The 26,688-nt window shown below is 49.1% G+C and carries 23 protein-coding genes and 1 tRNA gene; 11 read left to right on the top strand and 13 right to left on the bottom strand.

Features of this window, described 5'->3' with window-relative positions:
* Positions 1-158 precede the first annotated feature (158 nt).
* A complete protein-coding gene (gene bcp, locus ACN0YH_RS23640) occupies positions 159-644 on the top strand; it encodes a thioredoxin-dependent thiol peroxidase (RefSeq protein ID WP_417382061.1) in 486 nt (161 codons plus the stop codon).
* Positions 645-692: 48 nt separating this feature from the next.
* Here the strand turns inward: bcp and ACN0YH_RS23635 are convergent, their stop codons facing one another.
* From ACN0YH_RS23635 to ACN0YH_RS23620, 4 genes are all read right to left on the bottom strand, one after another.
* Positions 693-1,769, bottom strand: a complete 1,077-nt coding sequence (locus ACN0YH_RS23635; protein ID WP_417382060.1) for a Gfo/Idh/MocA family oxidoreductase — start codon at positions 1,767-1,769, stop codon at positions 693-695.
* Positions 1,766-2,632: an acyl-ACP--UDP-N-acetylglucosamine O-acyltransferase gene (lpxA, locus tag ACN0YH_RS23630; protein ID WP_417382059.1), complete on the bottom strand. Its 867-nt coding sequence runs from the start codon at positions 2,630-2,632 to the stop codon at positions 1,766-1,768. Before lpxA ends, ACN0YH_RS23635 begins: the two co-directional genes overlap by 4 nt.
* 84 nt (positions 2,633-2,716) lie before the next feature.
* Positions 2,717-3,598, bottom strand: a complete 882-nt coding sequence (gene lpxC / locus ACN0YH_RS23625; RefSeq protein WP_417382058.1) for a UDP-3-O-acyl-N-acetylglucosamine deacetylase — start codon at positions 3,596-3,598, stop codon at positions 2,717-2,719.
* 118 nt (positions 3,599-3,716) lie between these two features.
* Positions 3,717-4,364 (bottom strand): OmpH family outer membrane protein, encoded by a 648-nt coding sequence (locus ACN0YH_RS23620; RefSeq protein ID WP_417382057.1) that lies wholly within the window; start codon positions 4,362-4,364, stop codon positions 3,717-3,719.
* A 542-nt stretch (positions 4,365-4,906) separates the two neighbouring features.
* Here ACN0YH_RS23620 and ACN0YH_RS23615 point away from each other — a divergent pair.
* Entirely contained in the window at positions 4,907-6,331 is a 1,425-nt protein-coding gene (locus tag ACN0YH_RS23615) for a hypothetical protein (RefSeq protein WP_417382056.1), read from the top strand.
* A gap of 90 nt (positions 6,332-6,421) precedes the next feature.
* On the opposite strand, the gene ACN0YH_RS23610 is transcribed toward ACN0YH_RS23615, so the two are convergent.
* Positions 6,422-7,723, bottom strand: a complete 1,302-nt coding sequence (locus tag ACN0YH_RS23610) for an MFS transporter (protein ID WP_417382055.1) — start codon at positions 7,721-7,723, stop codon at positions 6,422-6,424.
* 53 nt (positions 7,724-7,776) lie between these two features.
* Between ACN0YH_RS23610 and ACN0YH_RS23605 the strand changes: the two genes are divergently transcribed.
* Both ACN0YH_RS23605 and ACN0YH_RS23600 read left to right on the top strand, forming a co-directional pair.
* Entirely contained in the window at positions 7,777-7,923 is a 147-nt protein-coding gene (locus tag ACN0YH_RS23605; protein WP_417382054.1) for a hypothetical protein, read from the top strand.
* Between the two features lie 307 nt (positions 7,924-8,230).
* Positions 8,231-8,644: a hypothetical protein gene (locus tag ACN0YH_RS23600; protein ID WP_417382053.1), complete on the top strand. Its 414-nt coding sequence runs from the start codon at positions 8,231-8,233 to the stop codon at positions 8,642-8,644.
* Between the two features lie 80 nt (positions 8,645-8,724).
* Here the strand turns inward: ACN0YH_RS23600 and ACN0YH_RS23595 are convergent, their stop codons facing one another.
* A complete protein-coding gene (locus tag ACN0YH_RS23595) occupies positions 8,725-9,597 on the bottom strand; it encodes a hypothetical protein (RefSeq protein WP_417382052.1) in 873 nt (290 codons plus the stop codon).
* 709 nt (positions 9,598-10,306) lie between these two features.
* Between ACN0YH_RS23595 and ACN0YH_RS23590 the strand changes: the two genes are divergently transcribed.
* The 3 genes from ACN0YH_RS23590 (at position 10,307) to ACN0YH_RS23580 (ending at position 14,345) form a co-directional block, all read left to right on the top strand.
* On the top strand, positions 10,307-11,128 hold the full coding sequence (locus ACN0YH_RS23590) for a DUF1571 domain-containing protein (protein WP_417382051.1): 822 nt from the start codon (positions 10,307-10,309) through the stop codon (positions 11,126-11,128).
* A gap of 290 nt (positions 11,129-11,418) precedes the next feature.
* Positions 11,419-12,795: a Gfo/Idh/MocA family protein gene (locus ACN0YH_RS23585; RefSeq protein WP_417382050.1), complete on the top strand. Its 1,377-nt coding sequence runs from the start codon at positions 11,419-11,421 to the stop codon at positions 12,793-12,795.
* A 1,067-nt stretch (positions 12,796-13,862) separates the two neighbouring features.
* Complete coding sequence (locus ACN0YH_RS23580; protein WP_417382049.1) at positions 13,863-14,345, top strand: division/cell wall cluster transcriptional repressor MraZ; 483 nt, start codon at positions 13,863-13,865, stop codon at positions 14,343-14,345.
* Between the two features lie 268 nt (positions 14,346-14,613).
* Here the strand turns inward: ACN0YH_RS23580 and mutY are convergent, their stop codons facing one another.
* Together mutY and ACN0YH_RS23570 are read right to left on the bottom strand one after the other, a co-directional pair.
* The gene (gene mutY, locus ACN0YH_RS23575; protein ID WP_417382048.1) at positions 14,614-15,840 is read right to left on the bottom strand and encodes an A/G-specific adenine glycosylase; all 1,227 of its coding nucleotides are present in this window, start codon (positions 15,838-15,840) and stop codon (positions 14,614-14,616) included.
* Between the two features lie 54 nt (positions 15,841-15,894).
* Positions 15,895-17,001, bottom strand: coding sequence for a GTP-binding protein (locus ACN0YH_RS23570; protein ID WP_417382047.1), 1,107 nt, complete (start codon positions 16,999-17,001; stop codon positions 15,895-15,897).
* Positions 17,002-17,178: 177 nt separating this feature from the next.
* On the opposite strand from ACN0YH_RS23570, the gene ACN0YH_RS23565 reads away from it, so the two are divergent.
* On the top strand, positions 17,179-18,369 hold the full coding sequence (locus ACN0YH_RS23565; protein ID WP_417382046.1) for a DegT/DnrJ/EryC1/StrS family aminotransferase: 1,191 nt from the start codon (positions 17,179-17,181) through the stop codon (positions 18,367-18,369).
* Positions 18,370-18,498: 129 nt separating this feature from the next.
* On the opposite strand, the gene ACN0YH_RS23560 is transcribed toward ACN0YH_RS23565, so the two are convergent.
* The 3 genes from ACN0YH_RS23560 to ACN0YH_RS23550 form a co-directional block, all read right to left on the bottom strand.
* Positions 18,499-18,573: transfer RNA gene (locus ACN0YH_RS23560), tRNA-Glu, on the bottom strand.
* Positions 18,574-18,755: 182 nt separating this feature from the next.
* Positions 18,756-18,989, bottom strand: coding sequence for a carbon storage regulator CsrA (gene csrA, locus ACN0YH_RS23555; protein ID WP_417382045.1), 234 nt, complete (start codon positions 18,987-18,989; stop codon positions 18,756-18,758).
* A gap of 525 nt (positions 18,990-19,514) precedes the next feature.
* Positions 19,515-19,844, bottom strand: coding sequence for an HU family DNA-binding protein (locus ACN0YH_RS23550; RefSeq protein ID WP_145227906.1), 330 nt, complete (start codon positions 19,842-19,844; stop codon positions 19,515-19,517).
* 422 nt (positions 19,845-20,266) lie between these two features.
* Here ACN0YH_RS23550 and ACN0YH_RS23545 point away from each other — a divergent pair, with 422 nt between their 5' ends.
* The 3 genes from ACN0YH_RS23545 to rsmD all read left to right on the top strand — a co-directional run bounded on the left by ACN0YH_RS23545 (position 20,267) and on the right by rsmD (position 22,324).
* Complete coding sequence (locus ACN0YH_RS23545; RefSeq protein ID WP_417382044.1) at positions 20,267-20,830, top strand: response regulator transcription factor; 564 nt, start codon at positions 20,267-20,269, stop codon at positions 20,828-20,830.
* A gap of 202 nt (positions 20,831-21,032) precedes the next feature.
* A complete protein-coding gene (locus ACN0YH_RS23540; protein ID WP_417382043.1) occupies positions 21,033-21,611 on the top strand; it encodes an FHA domain-containing protein in 579 nt (192 codons plus the stop codon).
* 107 nt (positions 21,612-21,718) lie between these two features.
* Positions 21,719-22,324 (top strand): 16S rRNA (guanine(966)-N(2))-methyltransferase RsmD, encoded by a 606-nt coding sequence (rsmD, locus tag ACN0YH_RS23535; protein WP_417382042.1) that lies wholly within the window; start codon positions 21,719-21,721, stop codon positions 22,322-22,324.
* A gap of 136 nt (positions 22,325-22,460) precedes the next feature.
* Here rsmD and ACN0YH_RS23530 read toward each other — a convergent pair whose 3' ends face one another.
* Together ACN0YH_RS23530 and ACN0YH_RS23525 are read right to left on the bottom strand one after the other, a co-directional pair.
* Positions 22,461-25,334, bottom strand: coding sequence for an efflux RND transporter permease subunit (locus tag ACN0YH_RS23530; RefSeq protein WP_417382041.1), 2,874 nt, complete (start codon positions 25,332-25,334; stop codon positions 22,461-22,463).
* 532 nt (positions 25,335-25,866) lie between these two features.
* Entirely contained in the window at positions 25,867-26,667 is an 801-nt protein-coding gene (locus ACN0YH_RS23525; RefSeq protein ID WP_417382040.1) for an MBL fold metallo-hydrolase, read from the bottom strand.
* Positions 26,668-26,688 lie beyond the last annotated feature (21 nt).

Below are 26,688 nucleotides of genomic sequence, written 5' to 3'. Positions count from 1 at the left end.
CAAATTCATGCCGTTTTTCAACAAGCTAGAACGCATCACATTTAACCATAGCGTCTGTCAATCTAATATACTCGGTCCAAATGGACCTGGAGACGCTACAGTAAAACTGGACACTGTCTAGAAAACAGTCTACTCCCCTCAATCTCAAGGAATTTCAAATGGCTACCGAAAGCAAAGTACCAGAAGCTGGCAAGCGTGCTCCTGCTTTTCATCTTCCCGCATACCCGGAAGGGAAAGTGCGTCTGAGTCAGTTCAAAGGAGAAAAAAATGTTCTCCTCTACTTTTACCCCAAAGACAACACACCGGGATGCACTACGGAATCCTGTGATTTCCGGGATCGCGTTGCCAAATTCAAACGCAATGACACTGTAATTTTAGGGATCAGCCCTGACTCGGTCACTTCACACGAAAAGTTCGCAACCAAGTTCGAACTCCCCTTTACCCTGCTCTCCGATGAAAACCATGAGATCGCAGAGAAGTATGGAGTGTGGGTGGAAAAGATGAACTATGGCAAGAAGTACATGGGCATTCAACGATCCACCTTCCTGATCAATAAAGATGGTAAGATCGCAGCAGCCTGGCCTAAGGTGAAAGTCGACGGACATGCCGAAGAAGTCACCGCCGCTCTCAAAGATCTGAAATAAAACAGACTCTGATCATTCCGCTCAGGCACGACACGCTGACTGGCTGCTTTAACCGGCCAGTCGGCGTTCTTCTGTGGGGAACTGAATAAACGGTCCCACAGCGCCCTGCTGACTTCCATCCCACTCGTGCTCATTCACCGCGACCAGCACCTGTTCGGCCACCTGCATTGCCTGCAGAGCCTGTGTACCACCAACCAGAGGTGCTGAACCAGTTCGGATCGCCTCGACAAAACTCGCAAGTTCCGCTGTCAAAGCATCCGCTGCAGAAACTTCTGGTGACTCTACTTTCAGAAACGTTCCAAACACATCCTGCTTCAATGCTTCCAGGTTGGCTCCCGCCTTCCGGGCACGCTCGAGTGGAGGTGTTCCATACAGTAATGTTTCAGAAGGACGATAGGCGGTGACTTCGCGACTGGTAAAATCAACGCTGACACACCCGGCAGCGCCCCAGAGCTGCATGGCCCGTTTTGCTGAGGGGGAAATCCGGCTCGCGGTCAGATCGGCAATACAGCCATTCTGAAATCGCAATCGTGCCTGCACGGCGTCTTCATGTTCTCCCATGACAGAGATTCCAAATGCTTCGACACTTTTGACAGTTGATTTCACAACGGAGAGTACCAGGTCGATATCATGGATCAGTAAATCGTGAATCACGCCAATGTCTGTCGAGCGGAACGTATAAGGACTGACCCGTTCACTACGAATGAACCGCGGATTCGGGCAGCGATCGAAGGCAGCCTGTGTCGCGGGATTAAAGCGTTCGACATGACCGACCTGCAGTAATGTCCTGTGCGCTTCGGCAATTTGCACCAGCTCTTCTGCTTCTGCCAGATTGCAGGCGATCGGTTTTTCTACCAGGACAGGTATCTGCCGCGACAGGAATTCACTGGCAATCGCCAGATGCGCGTGTGTGGGCACTGCCAGCGAGACGGCATCCACTCCCTCAAACAGTTCGCGATAATCTGCAACCCAGCGACTGCCATGCTGCTCTGCAATGGCCTGACCCTGAACCGGATTGGTATCAGCAACTGCACACAGATTGACGCCTTCCAGACCTGCCAGAATACGTGCGTGATGGCGGCCCAGTGCCCCGACTCCGACGACGGCTACGTTCAATGAACTCATGCTGCTCTCCGTGTTGTTTCCTGATTGTTTGTTTCCGGGTTGAATTGTGCACTTCGCGCGGCTGCTTCACGACCCCGCCCCGCTTTACTGCCCTGAATGCCCTGAAAATGGTCAAACAGGGTTTGTAAAGCCATCGGAATCACTCCTTCCAGTTCCTGACTGAAAATCTCGCGGACTTCTTCCAGTTTTTTATTTTTGCGGTAAAACAGTCGGTGTGCCCGACGAATAACGGCAACCGAACTCTCTGAAATCCCCGCGCGTTGCATGCCAACCATGTTCACGGTTCTCACGCGAAAATCATCGGATCCGGTACAGATCATAAAAGGAGGCACATCAATAGTAGTACGCGCAGAGCCACTGATAAAAGCCAGGGTCCCGATCGTACAGAACTGATGCACGACTGTATTACCCGAGACAATGGCCCGGTCATGGACGTGGACATGACCGCCTAGTAAAACTCCATTGACGAGTGTCACATCATTAAAAATGCGACAGTTGTGTGCCACATGCGCGTTGCAGAGAAAGGTATTTCGATTTCCGATACGGGTACAGTAATCTTCTTTTTCAGCCCCACGATGAATGGTACAACCTTCACGAAACAGGTTATCGTCTCCAATCACGACAGTCGTTGGTGCTCCGGAATAGCCAGCGTCCTGAGGTTCGCTGCCGATTACTGCTGTCGGAAAAAATCGATTGCGCTCCCCAATTGTGGTATGACCCGTAATGGAAACATGACTGTCCAGTACCGTCCCGTTTCCGATGGTGACGTGTGGTCCGATATGACAGAAAGGCCCGATCGTCACATCTTCCCCGATTTCAGCCTGGGGATCGACATAGGATAGATTTGAAATTTTTGTCGGCATTTTCGACATCCTAAAAAGTCTGCAGTCAACGACTTACCAGAACGTAAATTTGAAGTTGCTCGCAAGCAACCGAAATGGGAATTTTCAGGCAACCTTCCAGGTACTGTCAGACTGAGCAGACTCGTGTGTTGCTTTAATTTGCTTGATTAACTCACGGTTTAAAGCGTGTCCAGACTGATGAGCACAGAAATACCCCTGCAGATCACAACCGATCAAAGCAAAGTCGCCCAGGCAGTCCAGAATTTTATGACGCACGCATTCGTCTAATGTTCGTAATTCATTGTCGATCGGGCCTTCTGCTCCCAGTACCAGCAGGTCTTTTGCGGACAACTTCTGACCGAATCCCAACGCCTGCATGGCTTCCACTTCCTGCTCCAGAACAAACGTTCGAGAAAAGGCCAGTTGATTCATCCAGTTTTCGGGATTGATTTCAAGCGTCAGACACTGCGGAACCACGGGGGAATCGTCACCATAATTCAGATAATATCCAATAGCCATCACAGAACGATTTAATGGTTTGGCCTGAATAAAGCTGCCCGATTCATCCTCGACAGTCACCGATTGTTCAATCCGGATCTGTTTCCGCTGAAAAGGCTGTTCGACAATTCCCGCTTCCAGCAGTTCCTCTGAAAGTTGCAGCGAGGAGCCATCAAAACAGGGTGCTTCTGGAGCATTGATTTCAATGCGGCAGTTATCAATCTGCAACCCCGCCAACGCCGCCATTACGTGCTCAATCATTTCGACTGAGGCACCCTTAAATTCGATGGCAGTTCGTCTCTGCTTAAAGACGGCATTTTCAATAATCGCGGGGATCGGCTTCGAACCAGTCAGATCGGTTCGTACAAACTGGATCCCATGATTCTCGGGTGCCGGACAGAATCGAATTTTCACATCGCTGTTCGTAAAAATCCCCACCCCGGTACACTGTAATGATCTGGCCAGCGTTCTCTGATTACGAGTTCGCATTGCCTACTCCTTCGCTGACGGCCTATTGGCGGATACTTTGAAATATCGCAAAAAAGGATGCAGGCAGGTATGAGAACCTGCGCTACATCCAATGAGAGTGCTCACACAACAGTCAAGCTTAGCGTGAAGTGCTTGCTTTAGGACCTGTTGCGGTTCCTTTAGGCTTATAGCTGCGGTTCAGGTAATCCAGAACAGACAGTGTGATATCATCGTCGGCACGGTGAAATACAACCTGACGATTCATGCCCTGAATCAACTTCTTGGGATCATCAGTATCCAGGCTTTCCCGGTTAAACCGCATGATCAGAGTGTAGTTGTAGATCTTGGCATACTTCTTGACGGTGTCTGTCACTTCCATATAGATGGTGTGATAGATTCGTGATTCCTTTCGCAGGAAGTCACGCTGAGCCACTTTGCGGAATGCTTCGAAATCAGAAGCTGCCTGAGCCAGCTGTTTTTCGCGAGCCAGATACTCGGGGCTTCCCTGTTTGAAGTCCTGCATTTCTTTCTGAACAGCCTGAATCTGTTCTGCCATGGCTTTGGCTTTGCCATCGCTCTGCTGGATCTCTTCTTTTAACTCTTCACGCAGTGCAGTAAATTTTTCATAGTTTTTGAACACATGCGCCATATCAATCAGGCCCACTTTGTGTACCACAGAACTGACCCCTGCAGCAGGCGCTGTGCCTTGTGCAGACGCTGTTTCAGTGAAACAGGCAAAACAACCCGCGATGGCAATAACCGTAGCTGAAGCAATAAATTTTTTCACGACCGAAGCACTCCTTTGCAGAATGGACCACTCTCCGTAGTGGCGATCAAACGAATTAGAATTTCTCTTGATTTGGTAACGAAACTGTACCCAGCCTTTGATTGACAGTTTCGCGATCAAAGTCTCTTGGAAATGTGATTTTACATTGATGATATAGCTGGATTCATGTCATATGAGCCAGCGAACCATACTGAGAGAACGATAATTTTGCATAGATTGGATTTTACGTCAATACGAAAAAGTGAGCATTTGCATTCATTTTCAGATCGCTTCCCATTCTCACCTCACCCCGACCCCGCTTTTCGCATTAAACTTCTCAGTAAATTGTGGACGTCGTCGCTCGCCTTCGTTTTTGGCCTTGCCATATAATTTGTTTTTGATTATTAAACGCCCCTCTTTCAACTTCTCTACCGAGACCTTTCCCCTCAATTGAATCTATTTCGATTCGAATATCCTGAACATTTCTGTTGAATTAATCACATTCAACAACTTATAAATACTTTTCAAATGGGCTGTTTATAGTCAGCACGGAGGCTTATTCCATGTGTCCGTTAGACCGCTGGATTCTGACACCTTTATTAATCACAGGGCTCATTCTCAGTCTTGCTGACGATAGTTTTGCGGCGAAACGTACTTTTCCCTACGACGCTGTCGTCAATGCGGAAGAGGCACTGGTGCGCAGTGGGAATGGGACCCGCTACTATCCAACCTTGAAACTCAAAAAGGGAAACCGCGTCACCGTGCATCGTCATGACCCGGGTGGCTGGTTTATGATTTCTCCTCCCCAGGGAAGTTTCAGCTGGATCCGTGCAGAACACGTGCAAAAAACCGGAAATCAAACAGGGCGCGTCATTGAAAATGGTGTGGTCGTTCGCGTGGGAAGTTCTTTTGGTGAATCACGTGATGTCGAGCAGATTCGACTTTCTAAAAATGATGAAGTGACCATTCTTGGAAGTAAAAATGTTCCCACCGAATTTGGGAATGTGCTGATGTACCAGATTAAACCACCTACGGGCGAATGGCGGTGGATTGAAGGACATCTGATTATCCCGACTGACCAGTATCAACCAGGCAAAACTGCTCCTGCCCCCCTTGATCAACCCATCGCAGTCAATCAAAATGATCCGTTCAGCCAAGGCGGTTCCCCAAACAATTCGCTTGCTCCCAGGCAGGAAATGATCAAAACTCCCACTGATGGCTCTGCCCGCCGCAGTGTTCCGGAAGAAGAACAGATCGCTGCTGCTAAAGATGCGATCAAAACGATCGACACTCAGTTCCGTGCCATGATTGAAGCAGAACCAACTGCCTGGGACCTGAATGGACTGGAACAGGATTACAAAACCCTGCAAGGGGAAATCAAACATCCTGCGATTGCCAGTAAAATTGATCTGCGGATCGAAGCCGTGAATCGTTATCGAAAGGTTCAATCCGAGTACCAGGATTTCCTGAAGCTGGCTGAAGAAACCAGTAAACGCGATGCGGAACTGGTTTCAATGGCTCCGGAACAGAATAAAACGAGCCGGTATCCCACTCCCGATACAACCATTACGCCTGGTTCAGAATCACTGCTGCCACCGACTCCAGAACCTGCTTCAGAACCGATGGCCCCCACTCAACCACTGACACCACTGCCACAACCCAGTGCGCCTCAGCCTTCTGTTCCACAACCGGGCGCTACACAGCAGCCAGCTCCATCGGCCCAACCACAGTTCTCTGGTGCAGGAATCGTTCGCCGGTTAAGGAATGTACGCCAGGGAATGCCCACACATGCATTGACCGCCCCGAACGGTCAATTTCTAGCCTATCTGCAGCCGGTCTCACCACAAATCAACCTGGATGCTGCCCTTGGACGGCCTGTCGGCGTGACCGGAAAACGCTGGTTCCGCAATGATTTACGCGGGGAATACATTCTCGTCGAATCCATGATGCCTGTGCGACTGCAGGCAGCTCCAGTGCCACGTCAATAAATGACCGCACTACAACTCACATGCTGAAAACAGAAACAGCCCTCTGCTCACCATGAACAGAGGGCTGTTTTATTTTCATCAGGCGGAAACTTACACCATCTCTTCCGTGCCTGCTGCTTTGGCAACGTCTTCTTCGGTGATTTCCTTTTTAGGATCGTCCTTAAACAGGAACAGGAAGATGATCATAATTACAAATGCGGCTACTGTGGGAATAATCCAGAATTCCTTCCAGTTCTCAAGTTTGGCGGCTCCTTCGCCAACCACAATCCTATTGATTAAATTACCGCTGATCTGGGCTCCCACCAGCATCCCGATCCCCTGCGTTGCAAATACCAGAAAGCCCTGAGCCTGAGCACGAATGGCTGGTCCTGCTTTCTGATCTACATAAATCTGGCCAGTAACAAAGAAGAAGTCATAGCAGATCCCGTGCAGAATAATCCCGAAAATGATCATCATGTAGACACTGTTAGCTCCCATTTCAACGGCACCTTCTCCTGCTCCGGCAGCGAACAGAGCATAACGGGCAACCCAGGCGAACATACCAAACAGCAGCATGCGTTTAACACCCAGGAATTTGAAGAAGAACGGCATCAAAATCATAAACAATACTTCGGACATCTGACCGAACGACATCTGAAAGGCAGGATCAGAAATACCAGCATCTGCCACAAAAACAGGAGCGTAGGCATAATAAGCGGCCAACGGAATACAGATTAGTAATGAGCTCACCATGAACACAAGGAAAGAGCGATCTTTTAACAGAGCCAGTGAATCGAGCCCCAGAATATCTCGAACAGAAATCGCCTTGCCCTTGGAAGGAGGGGGAGTGTGAGGCAGTGTTAAACTGTAAATTCCCATAAGCACACCTGCACCACCAGCCACCAATAGTGGCTTGGAAGTCATATCGGCCCCCATCACTTTACTGACAAGAATATTCGCACCGATCCAGCCGAACGTCCCAAACACACGCACCAGTGGAAACCAGACTTCCTGATTCTTTAAATGAGTAAATGCAATTGTATTGGTCAGCCCCAATGTCGGCATATAACAGAGCATATGCAGTAACAACAGAAGAATGAATGTCTTGCTACCTGCTCCACCTTCTCCGACGACACTCGGAGCAAGATAGAGGGCTACACCACCAATGATCATGAGAACTGCTAGCACCCGTTCTGATGAAAAGAAGCGGTCAGCAACCATCCCCAGGATAAAAGGAGAAAGAATGGCGGCAATGGGACCGACGGTATACGCCCAGTAAATTGCATCACCCATCCCGTTGGCTCCCATGTAGTTGCCGACGGTGACATACCAGGCCCCCCACACGAAAAACTCGAGAAACATCATGATGGAAAGTCGAATACCAATAACGACTGGTGATTGCTGTGATGACATATTGGGCTGGCCCTTCTTCTGATCTGTGGCGTATTACCGGGAGCTCTGATTCAATGATCGCTACGATCATGTCCCGAAACTACAAATCAGGCAAGTATAAAGGGATTCACTCCCGCGAATTTCTCCTGAAAGATCGCAGAACACTGCCTGGATTTATCTCAGACATGTATGTATCGCTCTCTGCACCTCTGTTTTTATAGCGAATATTGGGTTCGCCTGATGGTCAACAACTCTTAAACAATCTAGCCAGAAGTCGCCAGCCTGATAAACAACAGCCTGACTCCCACAATCTTATTAAGCTGTATATCATTTATATTTATAGACTTATGAATCTTGGGTTCAAATAATATTGTATTTATCTATTTTTTCTATCTGTCTCATATTAACAACAGCAAAACAATCGCTATAATCCCACTTATCCGAATAACCGTTACAATCGGCACAGGCGGAACTCACTCTCACCTCACTCTCAATTGAATTGTCACCACTTTACTTGAGAGGTCTGTTATGAATCTGTTGAAAAATTTCTGGTACGATGAAGCTGGTTTAGTAATGTCAGCTGAACTGGTCGTGCTTGGTACTGTAGGAGTCCTCGGCGCTACGGTAGGGTTAAGTGCGGCTTCGACCGCGATCAATGATGAAATGGTTGAGTTCAGCGAAGCAATTCGCAGCCTCGATCAGAGCTACCACATCGAAGGGCACCAAAGCTGCCGTGCCTGGTCGGCTTCTTCCTCCTATGGTCAGCAGGATGTTGCTGTTTCACTCGCGGATCTGTGTGGTCAGATCGAAGAAGCAGAAGGAACTGTCGATAAACGCTCCCACCTGAAACGACAGGCACCACCCAAATCCAAAGAACTGCGCAAAAAAATGGAAGAGAAAAAGCGTAAGAACAAAAGCAAGAAGAAGAAAAACGAAGCCTGATCCGTTGGAATATCCAACTGTTGAAAATAAAAAAGCCCTCTTTGAGTCAACTCAGAGAGGGCTTTTTTCATGTGTATTGTTCAGCGACTCTGATTCCACTCATCGACCTGTTGCAACACTTTAATCACTGCCTTCAAGGGGTCAAGTGCTTCTGCTTCAAACCGTCGCGAGACGCGCGGATTGTGCGGGGGAGAATAGGAACAGCTGAATAAAAATTCGTCAGGGCGCCCCCCCGGTTCGAGACGGTAATCGCGAATCCCCAGCTCATTCAGTTTTTGAACGGCAGCACTCCAGGTAGCTGAATCTCGTCTCAACATCGTTTCTGCACGCTGCCGAAACTGCTCATCGATGACCTCCCTTTGTGTGCCCTCAGTCTGGGAAGGTGTCGCTGAATTCTGATTAAATGGATTTGTTACCGTGTCGAGATGTTGAACCCCGCCCTGATTGAAGGGATTCTGTGTGTCGACCGCTCCAGGTTGATTTTCAAATGATGCCTGTTGGATGGGATTGCCGCCCTGTGGTTGACGGTCTTCCAGACCTGACGATGCCAGCCCTCTCATTTTTTGATCGGGCTCCCTCTGAGCAGGAGCCGAATCCAGTTCCCAGCCTTCCAGGGCGCCTGCGGGAGGCAACCATTCCTCGCCATGCCGATGCCCATTCTGCGTTGAGGCTGTCTCACCAAAAGGATTTCGCATACCAGAATCGGGGGTGCCGGATCGGTCGGTTAAGGCGGATTCATTGCCTAAATCAATTTCATGCGAAGAGGCATCGAACGAAATTTCTTCGAACGGGGACCGGTTAGAATCTTCGTTTTCGAAGAGCTCGTTCTCATTGAGAGCCGACTTTTTAACGGGAGCGATTTCCGGAATACCGAAAATTGCCAGCATCGGTACTGCGACCAGAGGTATCAGTACGAGCAGCGTTGAAAGAAAGTCATTTGATTTGGAGCGCATTTGCGTTTCTCCTCCATGTTCGCAATCACGCTATCGGAAACAATCCGATTAGAACAATGGGAACAATCCTTGTTCTCAATGTTTGGTTACCAGAAACCATCTTGGCCAACCACACTTCACAATCACTCAATGGCCTGTTCCAAGCTCGATTACAACTTAGAAATCTGTTGAGTCATTGATGTCTGAAACAAACGAACCGTTGACAAGTCAATACGAGCCGACTGGTTCTAAGGATGCGGATCATACAGAAAGACCGTAATTGGAACAATTGAACTTTAGCGAATTCTCTTCTTTTCAGGAAATCTACTCAAAATCTCCTGTTTCAACACAACCACCCTACTGTTAAAATGGGTCAACAAGTAACCCTGGCAAATATAACTGATACACATCGCAATAATGCGACAAGTCAATTTAAAGAATCTGTCTTGACAATTTATAAAAAAACAGAGAGAACACGTGATCTAATTGATTACGGTTTGTCTTGAGGTTCGATCTATTACTATAGCATCAAGTCAAAATACAGATTGGATCTGTGTTCGGCATTCATTCAAAAGACCTTATCATTTCACTGCAGGAAACCCCTCAGCGGTTTCGTAAATCTGTGTGGTCTATATTTCTTACTGGTTTTAGACAGCTTTTCCGGCAACAGTGCTCAGTCGGAAATCAGTCCAAAGCAAGTGGATTTCGACAAAGGGAGTCACGGGATTCAATGGTTAAACAGCACTCTTACTTACAAAATACTGTTCTGGTCCGCCAGACAAAGAAATTCGTGGCTATCGCAGGTGTTTTGGCTCTGACCGCAACTGCCTGCCTCACACAGGCGAGCCCTGTACAGGCACAGTCTGATCATGCTCTTGATCCTGCGATTCGCCTGGCGATGAAGAGCTACGAAACGACGGCGGAAGTGAAAGACTTCCAGGGAACATTCATCAAACGCGAGAAGGTAGGCCGCAAAATGCAGGCCACCCAGACAATGGCGATCAAGTTTCGTGAGAAACCACTGAGTGTTTACCTGGGGTTCCAGCAACCACACGCTGGACGCGAAGTCATCTATTTCCATGGACGAAATGGAAATCAGATTCTTGCCCATGAAACCGGAATTAAGGGACTTGTCGGCACCGTTTCTCTGCAACCCAACAGCCCACAGGCAATGGATGAGAGCCGCTACCCGATCACAACAATCGGCATTCGTAAAATGCTGTATCAGATCCTGAAACAATGGAAACAAGAACGAGCCGTCGATGCGGGCGTTGCCGTTAAATATTTCCCGGATGCAAAACTGGGGAACATGCAGTGCAAAGTTCTGCAGACCAGCTACCCACAGCAGAAACAGGGTATCCGATTCCAGATGACCAGACTCTACATCGACAAAGCAACAAACCTGCCTGTCCGCGTGGAACAATATGACTGGCCTACCAGAAAGAACAGTCAGCCGGAATTAGTCGAAGAATACACCTACACCAACATCCGAACCAACGTCGGGTTAAGTGATGCTGACTTCGATCCTAAAAATCCTGGTTACAATTTCTAAACTCAATATTAAACATCACTAATAAATTGAAAGCCGAAGACTCTGTTTCAGTCTTCGGCTTTTTTTATTGTGATTGCACCACAATTCCTCCCTGAGAAATATCAGAACAAGTTGCAAGTGCCTCTTTTGCATTGATATAATCAGATATTCTCATATGTTTTTATCTGATCTTCTTTTATTTCTGTCCACACAGAATTTCGATTGCCAACCAGCATTCCTCGTTCAATCGACGTATCAGGTAAATTGCCAACAATTTGATTTTATTCCAATGAACTGCCAAGGAGCCCAGAATGAGTGAAGCGCCCCAGAATGTCTCATCCCGCCGCGATTTTTTAAAGAATTCCAGTAAACTCGCAGCCGGGGCTTCTGTCTTAGCCGGTACATCAATTCCCCACGTCTATGCTGCTGATGAAAGCACGATCAAAATTGCCCTGGTGGGATGCGGCGGTCGCGGAACAGGTGCTGCTGCGAACGCACTCTCTACTACCAGTGGTCCGATTAAGCTGGTCGCAATGGCCGACGTCTTCGATCACCGCCTCGATGTCAGCTACAACAGTCTTAAAAAACAGTTTGATGATAAAGTCGATGTTCCCGATGACCAGAAATTTATTGGCTTCGATGGCTATGAAAAAGCCATCAGCTGTCTTGGCCCGGGAGACGTTGTACTGCTCGTAACCCCTCCTGCATTCCGCTGGGTGCACTTCGGGTACGCCATCGAAAAAGGCATCAACGTCTTCATGGAAAAACCCATCACCGTGGATGGCCCCAGTACCCGCAAGATGCTTGAGCTTGCTAAAAAATCGGAAGAGAAAAATCTGAAGGTCGGCGTCGGCCTGATGTGTCGTCACTGCAAAGCACGTCAGGAACTTCATGATCGGATCAAAGATGGACAGATTGGCGATGTTCTGGAACTCCGGGCTTACCGTATGGCTGGTCCTACCGGTTCTGCAGCGACAGGCCCCAAACCAGAAAACATGAGCAGCGAACTGCTCTATCAGATTTCACGGTTCCACGGTTTCCTCTGGGCCAGTGGTGGCGGTTTCAGCGACTTCCTTATTCATAACATCGACGAAAGCTGCTGGATGAAAGATGCCTGGCCCGTTCAGGCGGATGGGTCTGGGGGACGTCACTACCGTGGCGATAGTGTGGACCAGAACTTCGACAGCTACAGCGTGGAATATACTTTCGCTGACGGTACGAAGCTGTTCCTGCGTGGTCGTACGATTCCCGGCTGTCGTCAGAAATTTGCCAGCTTTGCTCACGGAACGAAAGGGCTGGCCGTCATCTCCACCTCAGCCCACCACCCTGCGAAATCACGTATCTACAAAGGCTATAACGAAACCGATGAAAACCTGGTCTGGGCTTACCCTCAACCGGAACCCAACCCCTACCAGGTGGAATGGGAAGATCTGATTAACGCGATCCGCAACGATCAACCCTACAACGAAGTGCGACGGGGTGCCGAAGCCAGTCTGGTTACTTCAATGGGTCGAATGGCCGCTCACACCGGTCAGATCATAACCTACGATGAAATGCTGAACTGCAAACAGGAGTTTGCTCCGGATGTCGATAAACTGACAATGGAATCACCAGCGCCTGTGATCGCCCGTGCTGATGGTTCCTACCCCGTGCCTCTGCCCGGGATTCTCAAGAATCGCGAATATTAAAATTCACCTGCCCCTCAACTGGAAAGGGTGGAATACTTCTCTTGCCCGGCGGACTCTGAAGCACATTCAGAGCCTCCGCCAGGCAGTTGAAGTTTTTTTTACCTCACTCACTTCTACACGATCCTGCCTTCGCTTTTTTTCTGAGCTGCTCACCCCAGGCGAGACTGTGTCTAGTTTTTCTGTAGCGTCTCCAGGGCTGTTTGGCCCGAGTAAATTAGATTGAGAGACGCTATGGTTAAGAGTAATACGCTCTAACTGTCAGAATTCCTGTTTTCACCGGTGTCCTGTTTTCAGCTTGACAATCACCCGCCTCTCGCCAGACTACGTCGCATGCGTCGCGCGCGTGGAACAGTTTTTAAAAAGCGACGCGAATGAGCACTTGTGATAATTGCCCCCGGTCTTTCCTGCATTATTCCCGTGGTCTTCAGCTGACCATCTCACACCCGTGCCTGATCATCACTCGATGGTCTGGTCAATTCTAACCAATTCCGAACCATTCTCTGCCTGATTCGCGCAAGTCCTGCGCCTGCCAGGAATCAAATCGCGACAATGTCACACCAGCTAAAACAATCAGTACTCTGAATGAAAAATCACGACTCCCATCAGCCGTTACTGCTGATTTTGAGAGACAACTCCACTCTGTCAAAGTGTCACTCGACGATCGAAATCATTAACCCGCATTTCAAATCAGAAGCCTTCAGAACAAACGAATTATACTCGGTAGATCCCTGTCAACGCAGGTGAATACGAGCCACTGCGTAGCCTCAAATGGCGTTCAATTTTTAGAGATTTAAGTGACTTACATTGATATCCACCAGCTGACTTTTCATGAATCAAATTGTTCAGGTGAAATGAGAGCTGATCAGAAAAATTGACAAAATCGATAGAATTGAACAATCAAAGATTGCCTTTTCGGAAAACCAACGGTAAATTCGGTTCGTAGTGGGTTTCCTACCCAATTGATCTTTGATAACTAGTTGATTGTGGGTTATCTGCCCAGTACAATATCGAACATCTTCGGTATCGCTGAGAGTTGATACACGCATCCCCCCTCGGACAGGCTGGTTATGAGCAGTGAAACATTTATCACGGGAGAGACAAAGCGAACGGTCGACGACCGCTTCCGCATTTCGCTTCCTGCAGAAATGGCTCAGGCGATCACGGACGAATCGGGGGAGACGATGCTGACCAAGGAACGAGCAGGATGCCTCAGCCTCTGGAAAGCTGCCGACTGGCAGAACAGACAACAACAGGGTGTGGATCTGATTAAACAGAAAATTCAGTCACACCGTCTGGAGAACCGCTGGGATGAAGTGCAGCGTCTGGGACGATTACTGTCGACCAGAAATCGTACCATTCAGTTAGCAAATCGCTCTCGCTGCACGATCCCGGAAGGATTTCGCGAGTTTCTGGGAGTTCAACCCAACCAGGACGTCATGATTATTGGCGCAGTGATCTGCGTGGAAATCTGGAGCCTGGAAGCCTGGCAAAATCTGCTGGAACAGGACATGCCCGAATTTGGCACCCTCTTCAAAGATTTATCCGGTTAACTCACAATCGCATCACAATACACATTGTACTACAGCGTCTTTGACTACAGGAGAGGGTTGCGACTCATTCAGTATCCCCATCACATCCGGTAACCCTAAAGGCTTATATTCCATGGAAGGTCTTTTTGGCACGGATGCCGCTTTCTTCTCTTGAGTCAAATGCGTTTTCCCCATTCTCAATCTCAGGCAATTTTGAGAATGGGGATTTTTTTGCGCCTGTTACTTTTGAATGTCACTCTGCGGGCAGCAGCGTTTTCATCCGCAGGCACTACATCCGCTCTGCCAGCAGTTTCGCGAATTTCCTGCCCGTCACCGACAGGGGATACGAATCCAGTTCATTCACTGACACCCACTTATATTCTGAATTGCCGGGCTCACTGTTGAGTTGAATCGCTTTTCTTTTCCCCGCCCGCTGTTCCAGTTGCGCCACAAAGCAGAGCAGCCGAATTTTATACCGGGTCACACTGTGCCGTATTTCCGTGATCAACTGCTGCATGCTGGCGTCAACGCCCACTTGTTCCTTCAAATAGTTTTCGAGCCGGGGGATTATAGCTGGCGAGAGACCTGTCGGTATTTCAATTTCTGTCTTCTGCTGCCCAGGAAACAAGGCTCTTTGTCGATCCGTTTTTTTGCGAACCACTGCCGGATGCGGGCTGCCGTTCATTTCCTCAAGCGTCAATCGCGGGAAATCCCATAAGCCGGCCCAGCGTTCCCCTGCTGCTCGTTGCCGAATCATCACCTGTCTGCCGGAAAAGACAGCAATACTCACATCCGTCAGTGGGGTAATTTCCGGCCTTGCTTTAGGAACCGGAATCTGATTCTGCCGTTGCCGAAGAAAAGCTTCGCAGCCGACACTCACAGGACAGGTATCACAGGCTGGATTCTGTGGAGTACACACCAGGCTCCCCAGGTCCATCAAAGCCTGATTAAATTCTCCCGGCGACTTGCGGGGCAGGATCAATTCTGCAAATTCCCACAGCTGGTTCTGTCCCGACTTCGAACGAGGATCCTCTTCCAGCCCGATCAATCGTGAATACAAGCGTAATGTATTCGCTTCAACAATCGGGGCACGCGTGTCATAGGCAAACGAACAAATGGCGCCCGCCGTATAGCGGCCAATTCCCGGCAATTTCTGCAACCCGTCCACATCGCGGGGAAAGTTTCCCTCCAGTTCACCGGCAATCAGCTTAGCCGCCTTATGAATATTCCGCGCGCGACTGTAGTAGCCAAGCCCCTCCCAGTGCTGCAGCACTTCACTCTCTTCCGCAGCCGCCAGTACCCGCACATTGGGAAAGCTGGTCATAAACCGCTTGAAGTAAGGGATGACGGCAGCCACCACGGTCTGCTGCAGCATGATCTCACTGATCCAGACGGCATAAGGATCGTGCTGTTGCCGCCACGGTAAATCTCGCTGATGTGATACGTACCATGACTGCAACTGTCGACGAAACTTCTGCCGCCGCCCTGCATCAAAAATCTCACTTAACTCAGACATCGAAATCCATTAAACGTAGACGCCACTCTCAATGCATTTAACAGAAACCAAAGCCTATTGTGGCGCCGCATAGCGATGCGTAGGCACAGGTCTCCCCGGACGGAAACTCTGTGTCTGGCGAAACTCCAGCTTCGCATTCAACGCCTGAGCACAGTTCTGCAGCACCTGCATCACTTGCGCTGTCAAAGCTTCAGGATCACAGGCGACGCGCGCATTCACAATCAGGTCCGCTTCCGTTACCGTACAATCAGATGATAACGACAACCTGGGTTCGCTGTCATTACTGACGAGATTGGCAACACCAAAAAATCCTTCCCACAAGCCAATGGTTTTTAGATGCGCTGTTTCGACCGACTGCTCTTTAAAAGATGCCTGCAGCTGTGAAATGACATCCAGCAGCAACTGATCCAGAGAAAACGAATTCTCTGCGGAAATATGCACACTGCTGTTCAGCCAACCCAGCTCTGCTTCCCCTTCCGCATAAATGTCATAATCAATGTCGAGGACCTTGCTGCCGAAGTCGCCATCCTGCTCCAGAAATTCAACTAATGGTTCAAAGCCTTCTCCCGTCAGAGCGGATGTGCGTAATACAGGAGTTCCCGGGAACTGCTCATTCACCAGAGCTGTAATTTCATCAACCTCTTCTGCAGACAGCTCATCAATCCGGTTGATCAGAATCAGGTCTGCTTCTTCCAGCTGCTTCTTCAGGATGTATGCCGCCTTGGGAGAGAAACCGGAGCCCTTATCGTTCTTCAAGATTTTCAATCCATGACTCGGTTTCATCAGCACCGCATAGGGATGAATGGAAAAATCAGCATCAAACAATCGTTTGATCGGTTGAATCACAGTCGCCACCAGGTCCGTACAACTGCCCACCGGCTCTGCCAGGATGACATCCGGCTTTTGCTGGGACCCCAGTTCTTCAATTGTCTCCATCAGTGCATTAAAATGGCAACAGAAGCAGGCCCCGGCCACTTCCCCCACATGCAACCCCTGAGACCGCAGTGCATTTGTATCTACCAGATCGGCAGCCTGATCGTTGGTGACCACACCCACGTTCAAACCCTGGTCAGCATAATATTTTGCCAGCCGTCCTAATGTTGTGGTTTTTCCTGCTCCTAAAAAACCACCCACCATGATAAATTTGATTTGATGTGACATAATATGACTCACTTTAATATTAAAGTTGTTATACACACAGGAAGCTTTACAGGCATCGTCAGTTACCAGCCGACGAGTCCGTGCTAATCACAGTTTAATCTAACGTTCTTTAGAATAATACTATGTTCTCTACGAATTCCGATTTCGTAACATATATTTGAATCGGTTCCAGCACCAATGAACAGCCTGCTCTCTGAAAAACCTGCGATTCTCGGCGGAGAACCCGCTTTTCCTGATGGGCCTCCCGAATGGCCATTCCCCGATATCGCCATCAACCAGGTCCTGCAACAGGCCCAACAGACGGGTGCCTGGGGCAGGTACCATGGTCCCTGTTCCGAACAGTTGCAAGAGAAACTGGCAGAACTGCACCAGACAGAACAGGTGATCCTCTGCTCAAGCGGGACGGCTGCTGTTGAACTGGCTTTACGGGGACTGGGGATCGGCCCTGGCGATGAAGTCATTCTCGCCGCCTATGACTTTACAGGGAATTTCAAGAACATCGTGACTGTCGGTGCGACCCCTGTACTGATTGACGTCGATCCACAGAATTTCAATCTCGATCTGAATCAGCTGGGACAGGCAATCACCGATTCCACAAAAGGTATCCTGGTCTCGCATCTGCATGGCGGCCTGGTCTCCATGCAGACGCTCATCAGTATGGCGAACGAACGTGGGATCCCGGTGATTGAAGACGCCTGCCAGATGCCCGGTGCGCTCATAGAAGACCGGATCGCCGGTAGCTGGGGTGAAATCGGCATTCTCAGCTTCGGAGGCAGTAAACTGCTCACAGCGGGACGTGGCGGGGCGATCCTGACACGTTCTCCACAAATTGCGCAACGTATCCGGCTGTATTCACATCGTGGTAATGAAGCCTATCCGCTGACCGAGTTGCAGGCGGGTTTATTACTTCCTCAACTGGAAACACTGGATGCGCGGAATCAGATTCGTCAGAAACATGTGGACATTCTTCTCACACAGCTTGGCACTGACTCCGGACTGGTCCCCTTCAGAAATGAGCAACTGTCTTTACAGGCCATCAGTAGGCCGGGCTATTATAAGCTGGGCTTCCTGTATCAGCCTTCCCATTTTTCAGGCCTGACACGCGATCTGTTCTGCCAGGCTATGCAGGCGGAAGGGATCGCAGTCTACCCGGGATTCAGAGCGCTCCACGCGATCCACAGTCGGCGTCGATTCCGACAGACTGACGAACTCCATGTGGCCACAGAATGCGACCAGAACCTGATTCTGCTGCATCACCCGGTTCTGCTGACAAGTGATGCAAACATGGCATCCATCGCAGGGGCTGTATTTCGTATTGCTGAATTTGCAGAGGAAATTCTCAGCCTCTCTGCCAGCGATCCGCTGTAAACGTCTCACATTCTTTTCCCCCTGCGCTATTCAAGTGAGCAGAGTACCGGTCAAGTGAGCAGAGTACCGGAAAACGATGGACGTAAAAAAAGCAGCGACTACCCAGGAAATTAGTCGCTGCTCAAGAAATGACCCCAAGGGGATTTGAACCCCTGTTTTCGGGATGAAAACCCGATGTCCTGGGCCTAACTAGACGATGGGGCCATCGAGAAATGTAATCTAAGCTTTCCATCGGATAAGTCAAGCGGACGGCGTTAATAGAATTCAGGATCTCTGAAAAAAACTCTTAATTCATCTACCTGGACCGATTTCCGCTGAAATGGAACCAATAAAAAAAGCCGCTGTGAGGCGGCTTGTTAGTATTCATAGATGCACAGAATAGTAGATTACTGCAGCAACTCTGAAGCATCACTCTTTGCTTCAGGAACGGAATTCGGTTCACCGGGAGCTGCATTCTGCTCATTCTGAATGGCGTCATAGACTTCACTGCGATGAATGGGCACTTCTCGAGGTGCCTCGATCCCCAGGCGGACTTTATCACCGCGTATCTCGACGATCGTGATGACGATGTTCTCGTCAATTACGATTTTCTCATTCTTCTTTCGGGATAACACTAACATGCCATTGTTCTCTCTCAGGACACATAAAGCATCCTACGTAAATCCTGACGTGGTGCCTGCTGTCAGGCCTGACACCACTACGATCTATCAGTGAAAATACTAATGATCTATTAACATGCAGATTTTACATGTCCACATTTAGAGCGTCAAGAGGCTGGCGCAATGCACCAGCGCACTGGTACCGCAAACGGGCTCGAAGAGAATTACCTGACTTGTATGTGAGGTATAACACTGCAACTGCAAGATACAGCTCAAGAAAGACTTACGACAAACTGTACATTCACAGCCAGTACAGAATCACTCATCACAAAAAACAACTAAAATTCAAATAAAATTTGGAATTTTAGAGTTTAAGACCTGAAATCCGCCTAAACATGAGAAAAGTCAAGTAGGTTTAGAACAGGTTTATACAAGTGAATGAAGCACCAAATCGGGAATGCGAGTGTCGACAACCTGCCGAGATGCAGCATCCTGAATCAGGAGCTGCATCCTTTGAGGGTGTATCTCAGCGAAAAATGATGGAGCTTAAACCATCTCTTTCAGTGCTTTGAGAGGTCGTACTTTGACGACGTTGCGAGCTGGCTTGGCAGCAACCTGCATCATTTCGCCAGGCTTGAATGGGTTGGGGCGTGTGGTTGCCTTGGTGGCAGGTTTGCGCTGAACCTGAATCTTCAGAAGACCAGGCATGTTGAAAACACCGGGACCACGCTTGCCCAGATTTTTGGAAATCAGAGCGCTTAATTCATCCAGAACTGCGGTCACTTCTTTTTTGGTAAGTCCAGAACCTTCAGCCAGTGCATTGAGGATCTCTGTTTTGGTAAGTGGCTTATCTTTAGTCGTAGCCTTTGCTGCCATCGTGAACTCCTGATTCTGGAATTTGAAAATGAATGAAGTGGATTCCCACCTCGTCATAATGAGTTGCCAATTTGTTTTCAGACTTGGATTCAAGTTGAATCTCTCTCCAAGCCAAGCGTAAGTAAAGTAATCTTAATTCCAAAAGTCAATGTATTTGCCCTGTTTTTCAGGACTTTTTGCTATTTCCTTCGAAATAAAAACATTTGCCGTGTTAATTCTTTGCGGCTGTGAGACAATAAATATTATGCTTTTATCATGAGATCATGGAATTTAATTACGGACTTCTATTGACGAATTATAACTGATTAACTTACCGCATTTGCATACGAGGACAGTCTCTGCAAACTTAATTCTCTGCAGATCATTTCATATAGCAATCCCGCCCGATGGAATCGGGGACACTGAAATGGAGAGTCTCCACAATGGCTATCAATGAAATTCGCTCGGAACTCACATCATCCATCGTCAATCATATCCTCGTTGTCGAAGACGAACAGGACACGGCATTTTTCCTCAAAACACTGCTGGAAGAACACGCTTATCATGTCACAGTCGCCAAAGACGGCGGACAGGCCCACTCCTCTTTCAGCATGCATAAACCTGATTTTGTGATCCTGGATCTGATCATGCCCCAGGAAAGCGGGTTTGAAATCTGCGAACGCATGAAGCAGAAAGAAAGTGAAGTCCCCATCCTGATCCTGACCGCCATCAACTCACCGGAATCACGTCAACTGGCAAATCGCGTTGGTGCAGACGGCTATCTGGTCAAACCGTTTGACACCGATGAACTGCTCGAATTGATCAAAGAGATTTCGGACGATGTCTGGGAACACGCACACAGCGAAACCACTTCAACTGCTGCCCAAAAACATATTCACTTTTTCTGCTCTTGTGGAAAAAGAATCAAGGTCAAAGTAAAACATCGCGGACGCACCCTGACCTGCCCTGCCTGCAGAGAAGCACTGATCGTCCCCCTGCATGATTAATAAAAAAACACTGTTTTTCAGGAACAAAACCTACTTCTGTTTTTGATGGGCAGTTCACATTTCCTGTTTGACATCATATGCGCTCAATGAAAACTGATACCGCCAAATCAGATCATACCTGCCATTTACCCAGGCTCGAACGCCTGACATTATTCAGAGTTTACATCCCCGAGTTCACTTCATCACTTAAGGGCCGCAGAGTATGACAAAGTTCATTATCCAATCGGGAAAGTACAAGGGAAAAACCCTGAAGCTGCCAGAAAGAAACATCTCCATCGGACGAGAACTTGACTGCGATGTCCGCGTTTCAGATCCGGATGTCAGCCGCAAACACTGCGAACTCCAGATGCGTGACGGACAACTTTTTGTAGTCGACTTGAACAGTCAGAATGGCACATTCGTCAATGACAAACCTGTGCAGACAGAAAGCCCACTTCACCCGGGGGACCACTTACGCGTCGGCCCGATGCTGTTCAAGCTGGTGGGAACCCGAAAAGCAATTCCCAAGCCGAGCAATCTCAGCCCCGATCAATCGGCGCCCCTGTCTGATGATGAAATCTCGACCTGGCTTTCTGAAGAGGCTGACGACACAGAAACAACCTCTGGTGATACCACGATTATTCACGCTTCGCAGTTGCCTCCCCCGGAAACTGCAGCCGCTAAAACTTCTGCCAACACTTACCGGGAAAAAAAGGAATTCCACTCCGTCGCTGAAGAAGCCGCCGAGATAATCAAAAAACACTGGGAGCGCGTTGCACGGGAAGAACAGGAAAAGCAATGATCCTTCTCATTCCTTAACAGCCTCTATACAATCGCAGAAGAAAAGCAAATTGATTACTCGTGTGCGCCCACAATGGTACACACCCGTTCTAGTGAAATGGCATTACAGTGCGAATTATTGCAGGCAAATATCGTCGTCGGAAACTGCATTCGAATCCCGGACAGACCACCCGCCCTATTACCGACTTTGTCAAAGAAGTCCTCTTTGAATGGCTGGGGGATACTGTTAAAGACAAACGCGTCGCCGATATCTATTCAGGAACAGGCTCCCTCGGGCTGGAAGCACTCAGTAGAGGCGCCGCCAGCGTGGTCTTTATCGAACAGGACTACAAGGCACAGGAACTGCTTAAACGCAATGTGGAAAGCATCGGCGCAGAAGACACCACTCTCTGCTGGAAAACCAATGCATTGCTTTCTTCGTTTCGACCCAAAAATGTTCCGGACTTTGTGCCTTTCAGCCTGATCTTTTTAGACCCCCCTTACAAAATGATTGATGACCTCAAACCAGGCTCGCGACTGTATATCTCCATGGAACGCATGGCTAAGGAGAATGTCTCCTCCGCAGACTGTCATCTGCTGCTTAGAACACCCCGGGATGCCGAATTCGAATGCCCGCCAGTCTGGGAACGCTACGAACTGCTGCAGAAGTCCAGCATGGATATTCACTTCATGAAAAAACGGGAAACCGAACAGACCGAGGACCAGTCCTCTTAGACTGTATCCCGTTCTACTGTCGCGGTTCCAGGGGCATGTGGTCTGAGCATCACAGTGAGAGACGTTCTGTTAAATGTGATGCGCTCTGAAAACGCGAAATCAGCTCAACAAGTCGTCCATTAACTGCTGATATAACTCAGGTCTCCAGAGACCGTTCCGACGACTGTGACCTCTTGATGGCATGCGAAAGATGAGGTTTTGTTTCCTTGCCATCCTGCAGTAGAGGCACACTCTCAGCCGTTTCCCGCTCTTTGTTCATCGAAGAGACGATTAAAGACCCGAGCGGCCCGGCCAGTAATGCCGGGAGAAAAATGATGTCAGCGAGTAACGCCGCAGTAATCAAGGCACACATCAGGATCCCGAATCGACTTACCAGCAGCAGTTCAGCCGGATACAGCATTGCCAGGCTGATACCAACGGCGGCGCTGGTCTGCCACATCGCAGGACCGCAATGGCCGAGAGCCGCTGCGACTGCTTCGCTTTTTGTCTTGCCTTCCTTAATGCCGATCTTGAACCAGGTCAACAGATGCAGCGTTCCATCCACGGCAATCCCTAACGCCACAGAGGCAGTTATCATCGTGCCGATGTCCACAGAAATCCGCATCCAGGATAATACTCCGAAAACCACGCCAATGGGCATCAGGTTCGGCAGCATGGTAATCAGGCCAGCCACTGTGTTACGCAACAGGATCATCATCACAATCGCGATCACGGCAAACGCCAGTCCAAAGCTTTTAATCAGGCTTTCCAGAACCGCCTGTTGAGTCCTTAAAAACAGGGGAATTGTCCCTGTCACCAGATGCGTCGTTCCAGCGTGATCTCGCAGTACGGACTGTGTCACCTGATTCAGTTCACTTGTCAGAACACCGTAATCCAGATCGGACATAATCGCCACCTGCGCGGTAACGCGCCACAATTCATCCCCTTTTTCTACAACGACAGTACGAGTCCCGTGGTCCGTTTCCTGCTCCATTTCCACGGTCTTGTCAGCAACATGCAGAAACGATTTGACGGTCCCGTCTTCCAAAGATTCCTTGACACGGCGTTCTGTTTCATTGACGCGTTTCGCATTGCGGAGCTTCTGAAAGGTACTGGCATCAGGTGGCAAAGGTTCGGAGACCGGCCGAAAATCAGCCAGGGAAATCGATCCACTGATTTCAGGGTGTTCGGCGATTTTGTGTTCAATCTGACGGACCAGTTCCACCCGTTCCACAAAGTTCATGCTTTTCTGGGCTGCTTCATCAAAACAGATCACGGTATCGACAGGCGTAATTCCTGACAGGTTTTCTTCCAGGAACCGATAATCCTGAATAACGCGGGAAGAATCCGGGAAGTAGCGAATCACCTTGGTTTCCGTCCGAAACCATTTAAACCCGTAACAGGCAACCACAAAGATTACCATACAGCTCAAGGAAACCAGCATTTGATGATGGGACAGAATCCGTCCAAACGTGTGCCAGTGCTTGACATCAATCTCAGACGCTTTGGGAGGCTTCGCGGGCCATAACTGTAACAGCGAAGGCAAACCATACAGCACCATCAGCAGTGAAATCACACAACCAATCGACGAGTACAAGCCAAAATCACGAACAGGCGACAGGGGACTGGTCAGCAGCGAGGCCAGGCCAATAGCAGTCGTCAGGCTGGCCATCACACAGGGGGCTCTTGCCATTTCAACTGCTTTAGTGACTGCGGTTTTCATATCGACGTGCGCAGCATGCTTCCAGTAATTCGCAACATGAATCGAACCGGAGAGCGTCAACACCGTTAACAGGGTCGGCATGACGACCAGCACCATATTCATGGTCCCCCCTGTCAAAGGCACAATTGAGACAGCGACAAACGTAGTGTAGTAGGAGACCAGCAGCACCAGGCAGGCCAGACGCACACTTTTGAGCATCAGGAATGCCAGCGCGATTCCAATCAAACCGGAAAACAGCGTGACGGATCGTCTATGAAACTGCCATATGGGATAAGCGGTGTTCCAGGATGATTCTTTCACCATCCGGTTCAACGCGGCTCCCGCTACAGGTCGCCCCCCCAGATGCAGACTGTCTTCAGGGATTCCGGCTTCGATAGCCGCTTTCTTCACAGCGGCAACTGCGGCAGCATGGTCGGCGTCACCAGTGTCGGACAACTCGATCGCGAGCGCAATCGGTGTTCCTGCCACGAAAAAACAATCTTTCACCAATGCCGGTCGGGACTTGGAAGTATCGTTCCCCCCCTGTTTTCCAGCAGCAGAAGTTCCCGGAATGATTCCCGGTCGCTTCAGAGAAAGTGCCAGCTCTTTGATCTGCTCTGTCAATTCAGCGCCAGGTTGCATCTGCGGCCAGGTCAGCTGGAAATCGTGAGACGGGATCGCAGCCACCAGAGCTTGAAAATCCACCTGGTCTTCATCGTCCTCTGTTTCATGTTCAACAGGTTGAACGCCCTGGGTTTCATCAACAATTTCCACCCATTCTTTGAAAGCAGGTTTGACAGTGAGCTCCACTCCCAGTTCCTGCTTTACCTTGGAAATCAATTCCTGAACGGTCTGTTCCTGTCGTTTGCGGCCTGCATCGGATAATTCCACCTTCAGCATGCCCGTACCAATCAGGACTCCTTTCAGACGCTCCTGTGCTTCTTCCGGTTCGATGTGGTAATCCACCATTTTCTGAATGGCGTCCTGCGGCGTAAACACTTCCTGGATATACGGAGAGCCACCACGACGAATATTATCTTCATCAGGCGTACCGAGCAGAGTCTGTTTCAAGCGGTTCGCGCGCCAGTCTGAAAGCGAACTGCCATCCCAGGATAGCAGCAGACGATCTTCAATACCGAAGCTGTGACGATGCCATGACAGAACCTTCGATTGGGGATCGTCCGGAGGCAGCCAGTTCTCGACGTTATTTTCCTGTCGAATCTCCCGCAGTACCCCAAAGAGGAGCGGAGTGACGAAGATCATCAAAACGACAACCCACAGTGACAGACTATGTCCCCATGGATCGCGCTTTTCAAAAAACGAAGCCATTAATTAATCCAATAGCCACAGAGGCTTTATCTAATCTATGAATTTCAGCCCAGAAAGGCGGGAATTAAAATTCGAATAGAATTTTGTTTGATCCAAAACTGCACTTCCATTACATCGAACTTGAACCTGTTTCCGGAAATTGCCGGTACTGATCCAAATCAGATCTCTTGAATTGTCACTGTTTCGCTAAATGAATCAATCTCGAATGCACAAAAAAATTGAATTGCCCGCTTCGAATGCTGAAGCAAAATCACTTTTTACGATCGCCACGTTCTGGTGTTTTCCGTCGTCGTATCGGGTTGAACCTGTCGCAACACAAATAACATTCGTGACTGCAAAAAAGATCATGCGAATCATAGCAGTTTTGCGGATTATAGCAGCAGGAATATCACTGTCCCTGCCCTGATCTCACGCAAAATGTCTAAAAAAAGCGGCTCAAAGGCCGCTTTAGACAAACTGTTCATCAATATTACGTAAAAATACCGACGGGAACCATCTCAAAAATGGACAGAAAGACACATCCGTCAGGCGGTTATTCTGCGGTTTCAGGGTCGAACCCCTTCAGCAGTTCTTCGTCCCACTCATCCTGTAATGGCCAGTCAACAGCACAGGTTCCAAAATCGGCCATATGCAGGTACGTATTCAGGCGATCAATGGTCGACTGTAACAATTCCCGCTTGTTCTGAAAGATCGGGCCATGACTGGGAAGCAACCATTTGGCGTCGCAGTCACGAATGCGCTCCAGTGACTTGATAAAATCAGGAATATCAGAGCCATGGTGGGCATCAATGTGGCCTACACAGCCATCCCGGTAAATGTTATCCCCCGAAAACAGCAGCTCACCATAGCGAAATGCCAGTTGACCATCGGTGTGACCGGGAGTGTGCCAGACTTCCAGCTTCACATCCCCACCCAGGTCGATGACATCTCCCTCGTTGACTTCCAGATCGATTTTACAGGCAGGCATATCAATCGAGATACCCTGTGCACTGATTTCTGCATAAGTACTGATGCGATCGCCGACTTCGAGCAACCGGGCTGCACTGGGATGGGCCACAACCTGTGCTGATGGCAGCAGTTCTTTAGCACGACTCAATCCCTGGATATGGTCGACATCAGCATGTGTGGCAATCAGATATTTACAGTTAGCCAGCGGAAAATCCATCTGGCGGATCATCTCAATAATTTCAGCAACGGTGTCTTCATACCCGATGTCAATCAGCAGCCATTCATTCTGGTCGTTGAAAACGAGATAGACACAACATCCCAAACGTTGTCTGGCCTGATAATTGATTTCAATAACGTGTGGAAATACTTCGCGGCGGGGCAGCATACCCGTAAGCTCCTCGTGGTC

Source organism: Gimesia sp. (assembly GCF_048262075.1).
Classification (GTDB): Bacteria; Planctomycetota; Planctomycetia; order Planctomycetales; family Planctomycetaceae; genus Gimesia.
Note: the sequence above shows the minus strand (reverse complement) of the source record. Positions and strands in the feature narration are given on the sequence as shown.

What these genes read in the sequence shown, in the direction of transcription:
- bcp (WP_417382061.1), top strand. Translation starts at nt 159, where the DNA reads ATGGCTACCGAAAGCAAAGTACCAGAAGCTGGCAAGCGTGCTCCTGCT.
- ACN0YH_RS23635 (WP_417382060.1), bottom strand. Translation starts at nt 1,769, where the DNA reads ATGAGTTCATTGAACGTAGCCGTCGTCGGAGTCGGGGCACTGGGCCGC.
- lpxA (WP_417382059.1), bottom strand. Translation starts at nt 2,632, where the DNA reads ATGCCGACAAAAATTTCAAATCTATCCTATGTCGATCCCCAGGCTGAA.
- lpxC (WP_417382058.1), bottom strand. Translation starts at nt 3,598, where the DNA reads ATGCGAACTCGTAATCAGAGAACGCTGGCCAGATCATTACAGTGTACC.
- ACN0YH_RS23615 (WP_417382056.1), top strand. Translation starts at nt 4,907, where the DNA reads ATGTGTCCGTTAGACCGCTGGATTCTGACACCTTTATTAATCACAGGG.
- ACN0YH_RS23610 (WP_417382055.1), bottom strand. Translation starts at nt 7,723, where the DNA reads ATGTCATCACAGCAATCACCAGTCGTTATTGGTATTCGACTTTCCATC.
- ACN0YH_RS23605 (WP_417382054.1), top strand. Translation starts at nt 7,777, where the DNA reads ATGATCGCTACGATCATGTCCCGAAACTACAAATCAGGCAAGTATAAA.
- ACN0YH_RS23600 (WP_417382053.1), top strand. Translation starts at nt 8,231, where the DNA reads ATGAATCTGTTGAAAAATTTCTGGTACGATGAAGCTGGTTTAGTAATG.
- ACN0YH_RS23595 (WP_417382052.1), bottom strand. Translation starts at nt 9,597, where the DNA reads ATGCGCTCCAAATCAAATGACTTTCTTTCAACGCTGCTCGTACTGATA.
- ACN0YH_RS23590 (WP_417382051.1), top strand. Translation starts at nt 10,307, where the DNA reads ATGGTTAAACAGCACTCTTACTTACAAAATACTGTTCTGGTCCGCCAG.
- ACN0YH_RS23585 (WP_417382050.1), top strand. Translation starts at nt 11,419, where the DNA reads ATGAGTGAAGCGCCCCAGAATGTCTCATCCCGCCGCGATTTTTTAAAG.
- ACN0YH_RS23580 (WP_417382049.1), top strand. Translation starts at nt 13,863, where the DNA reads ATGAGCAGTGAAACATTTATCACGGGAGAGACAAAGCGAACGGTCGAC.
- mutY (WP_417382048.1), bottom strand. Translation starts at nt 15,840, where the DNA reads ATGTCTGAGTTAAGTGAGATTTTTGATGCAGGGCGGCGGCAGAAGTTT.
- ACN0YH_RS23570 (WP_417382047.1), bottom strand. Translation starts at nt 17,001, where the DNA reads ATGTCACATCAAATCAAATTTATCATGGTGGGTGGTTTTTTAGGAGCA.
- ACN0YH_RS23565 (WP_417382046.1), top strand. Translation starts at nt 17,179, where the DNA reads ATGAACAGCCTGCTCTCTGAAAAACCTGCGATTCTCGGCGGAGAACCC.
- csrA (WP_417382045.1), bottom strand. Translation starts at nt 18,989, where the DNA reads ATGTTAGTGTTATCCCGAAAGAAGAATGAGAAAATCGTAATTGACGAG.
- ACN0YH_RS23550 (WP_145227906.1), bottom strand. Translation starts at nt 19,844, where the DNA reads ATGGCAGCAAAGGCTACGACTAAAGATAAGCCACTTACCAAAACAGAG.
- ACN0YH_RS23545 (WP_417382044.1), top strand. Translation starts at nt 20,267, where the DNA reads ATGGCTATCAATGAAATTCGCTCGGAACTCACATCATCCATCGTCAAT.
- ACN0YH_RS23540 (WP_417382043.1), top strand. Translation starts at nt 21,033, where the DNA reads ATGACAAAGTTCATTATCCAATCGGGAAAGTACAAGGGAAAAACCCTG.
- ACN0YH_RS23530 (WP_417382041.1), bottom strand. Translation starts at nt 25,334, where the DNA reads ATGGCTTCGTTTTTTGAAAAGCGCGATCCATGGGGACATAGTCTGTCA.
- ACN0YH_RS23525 (WP_417382040.1), bottom strand. Translation starts at nt 26,667, where the DNA reads ATGCTGCCCCGCCGCGAAGTATTTCCACACGTTATTGAAATCAATTAT.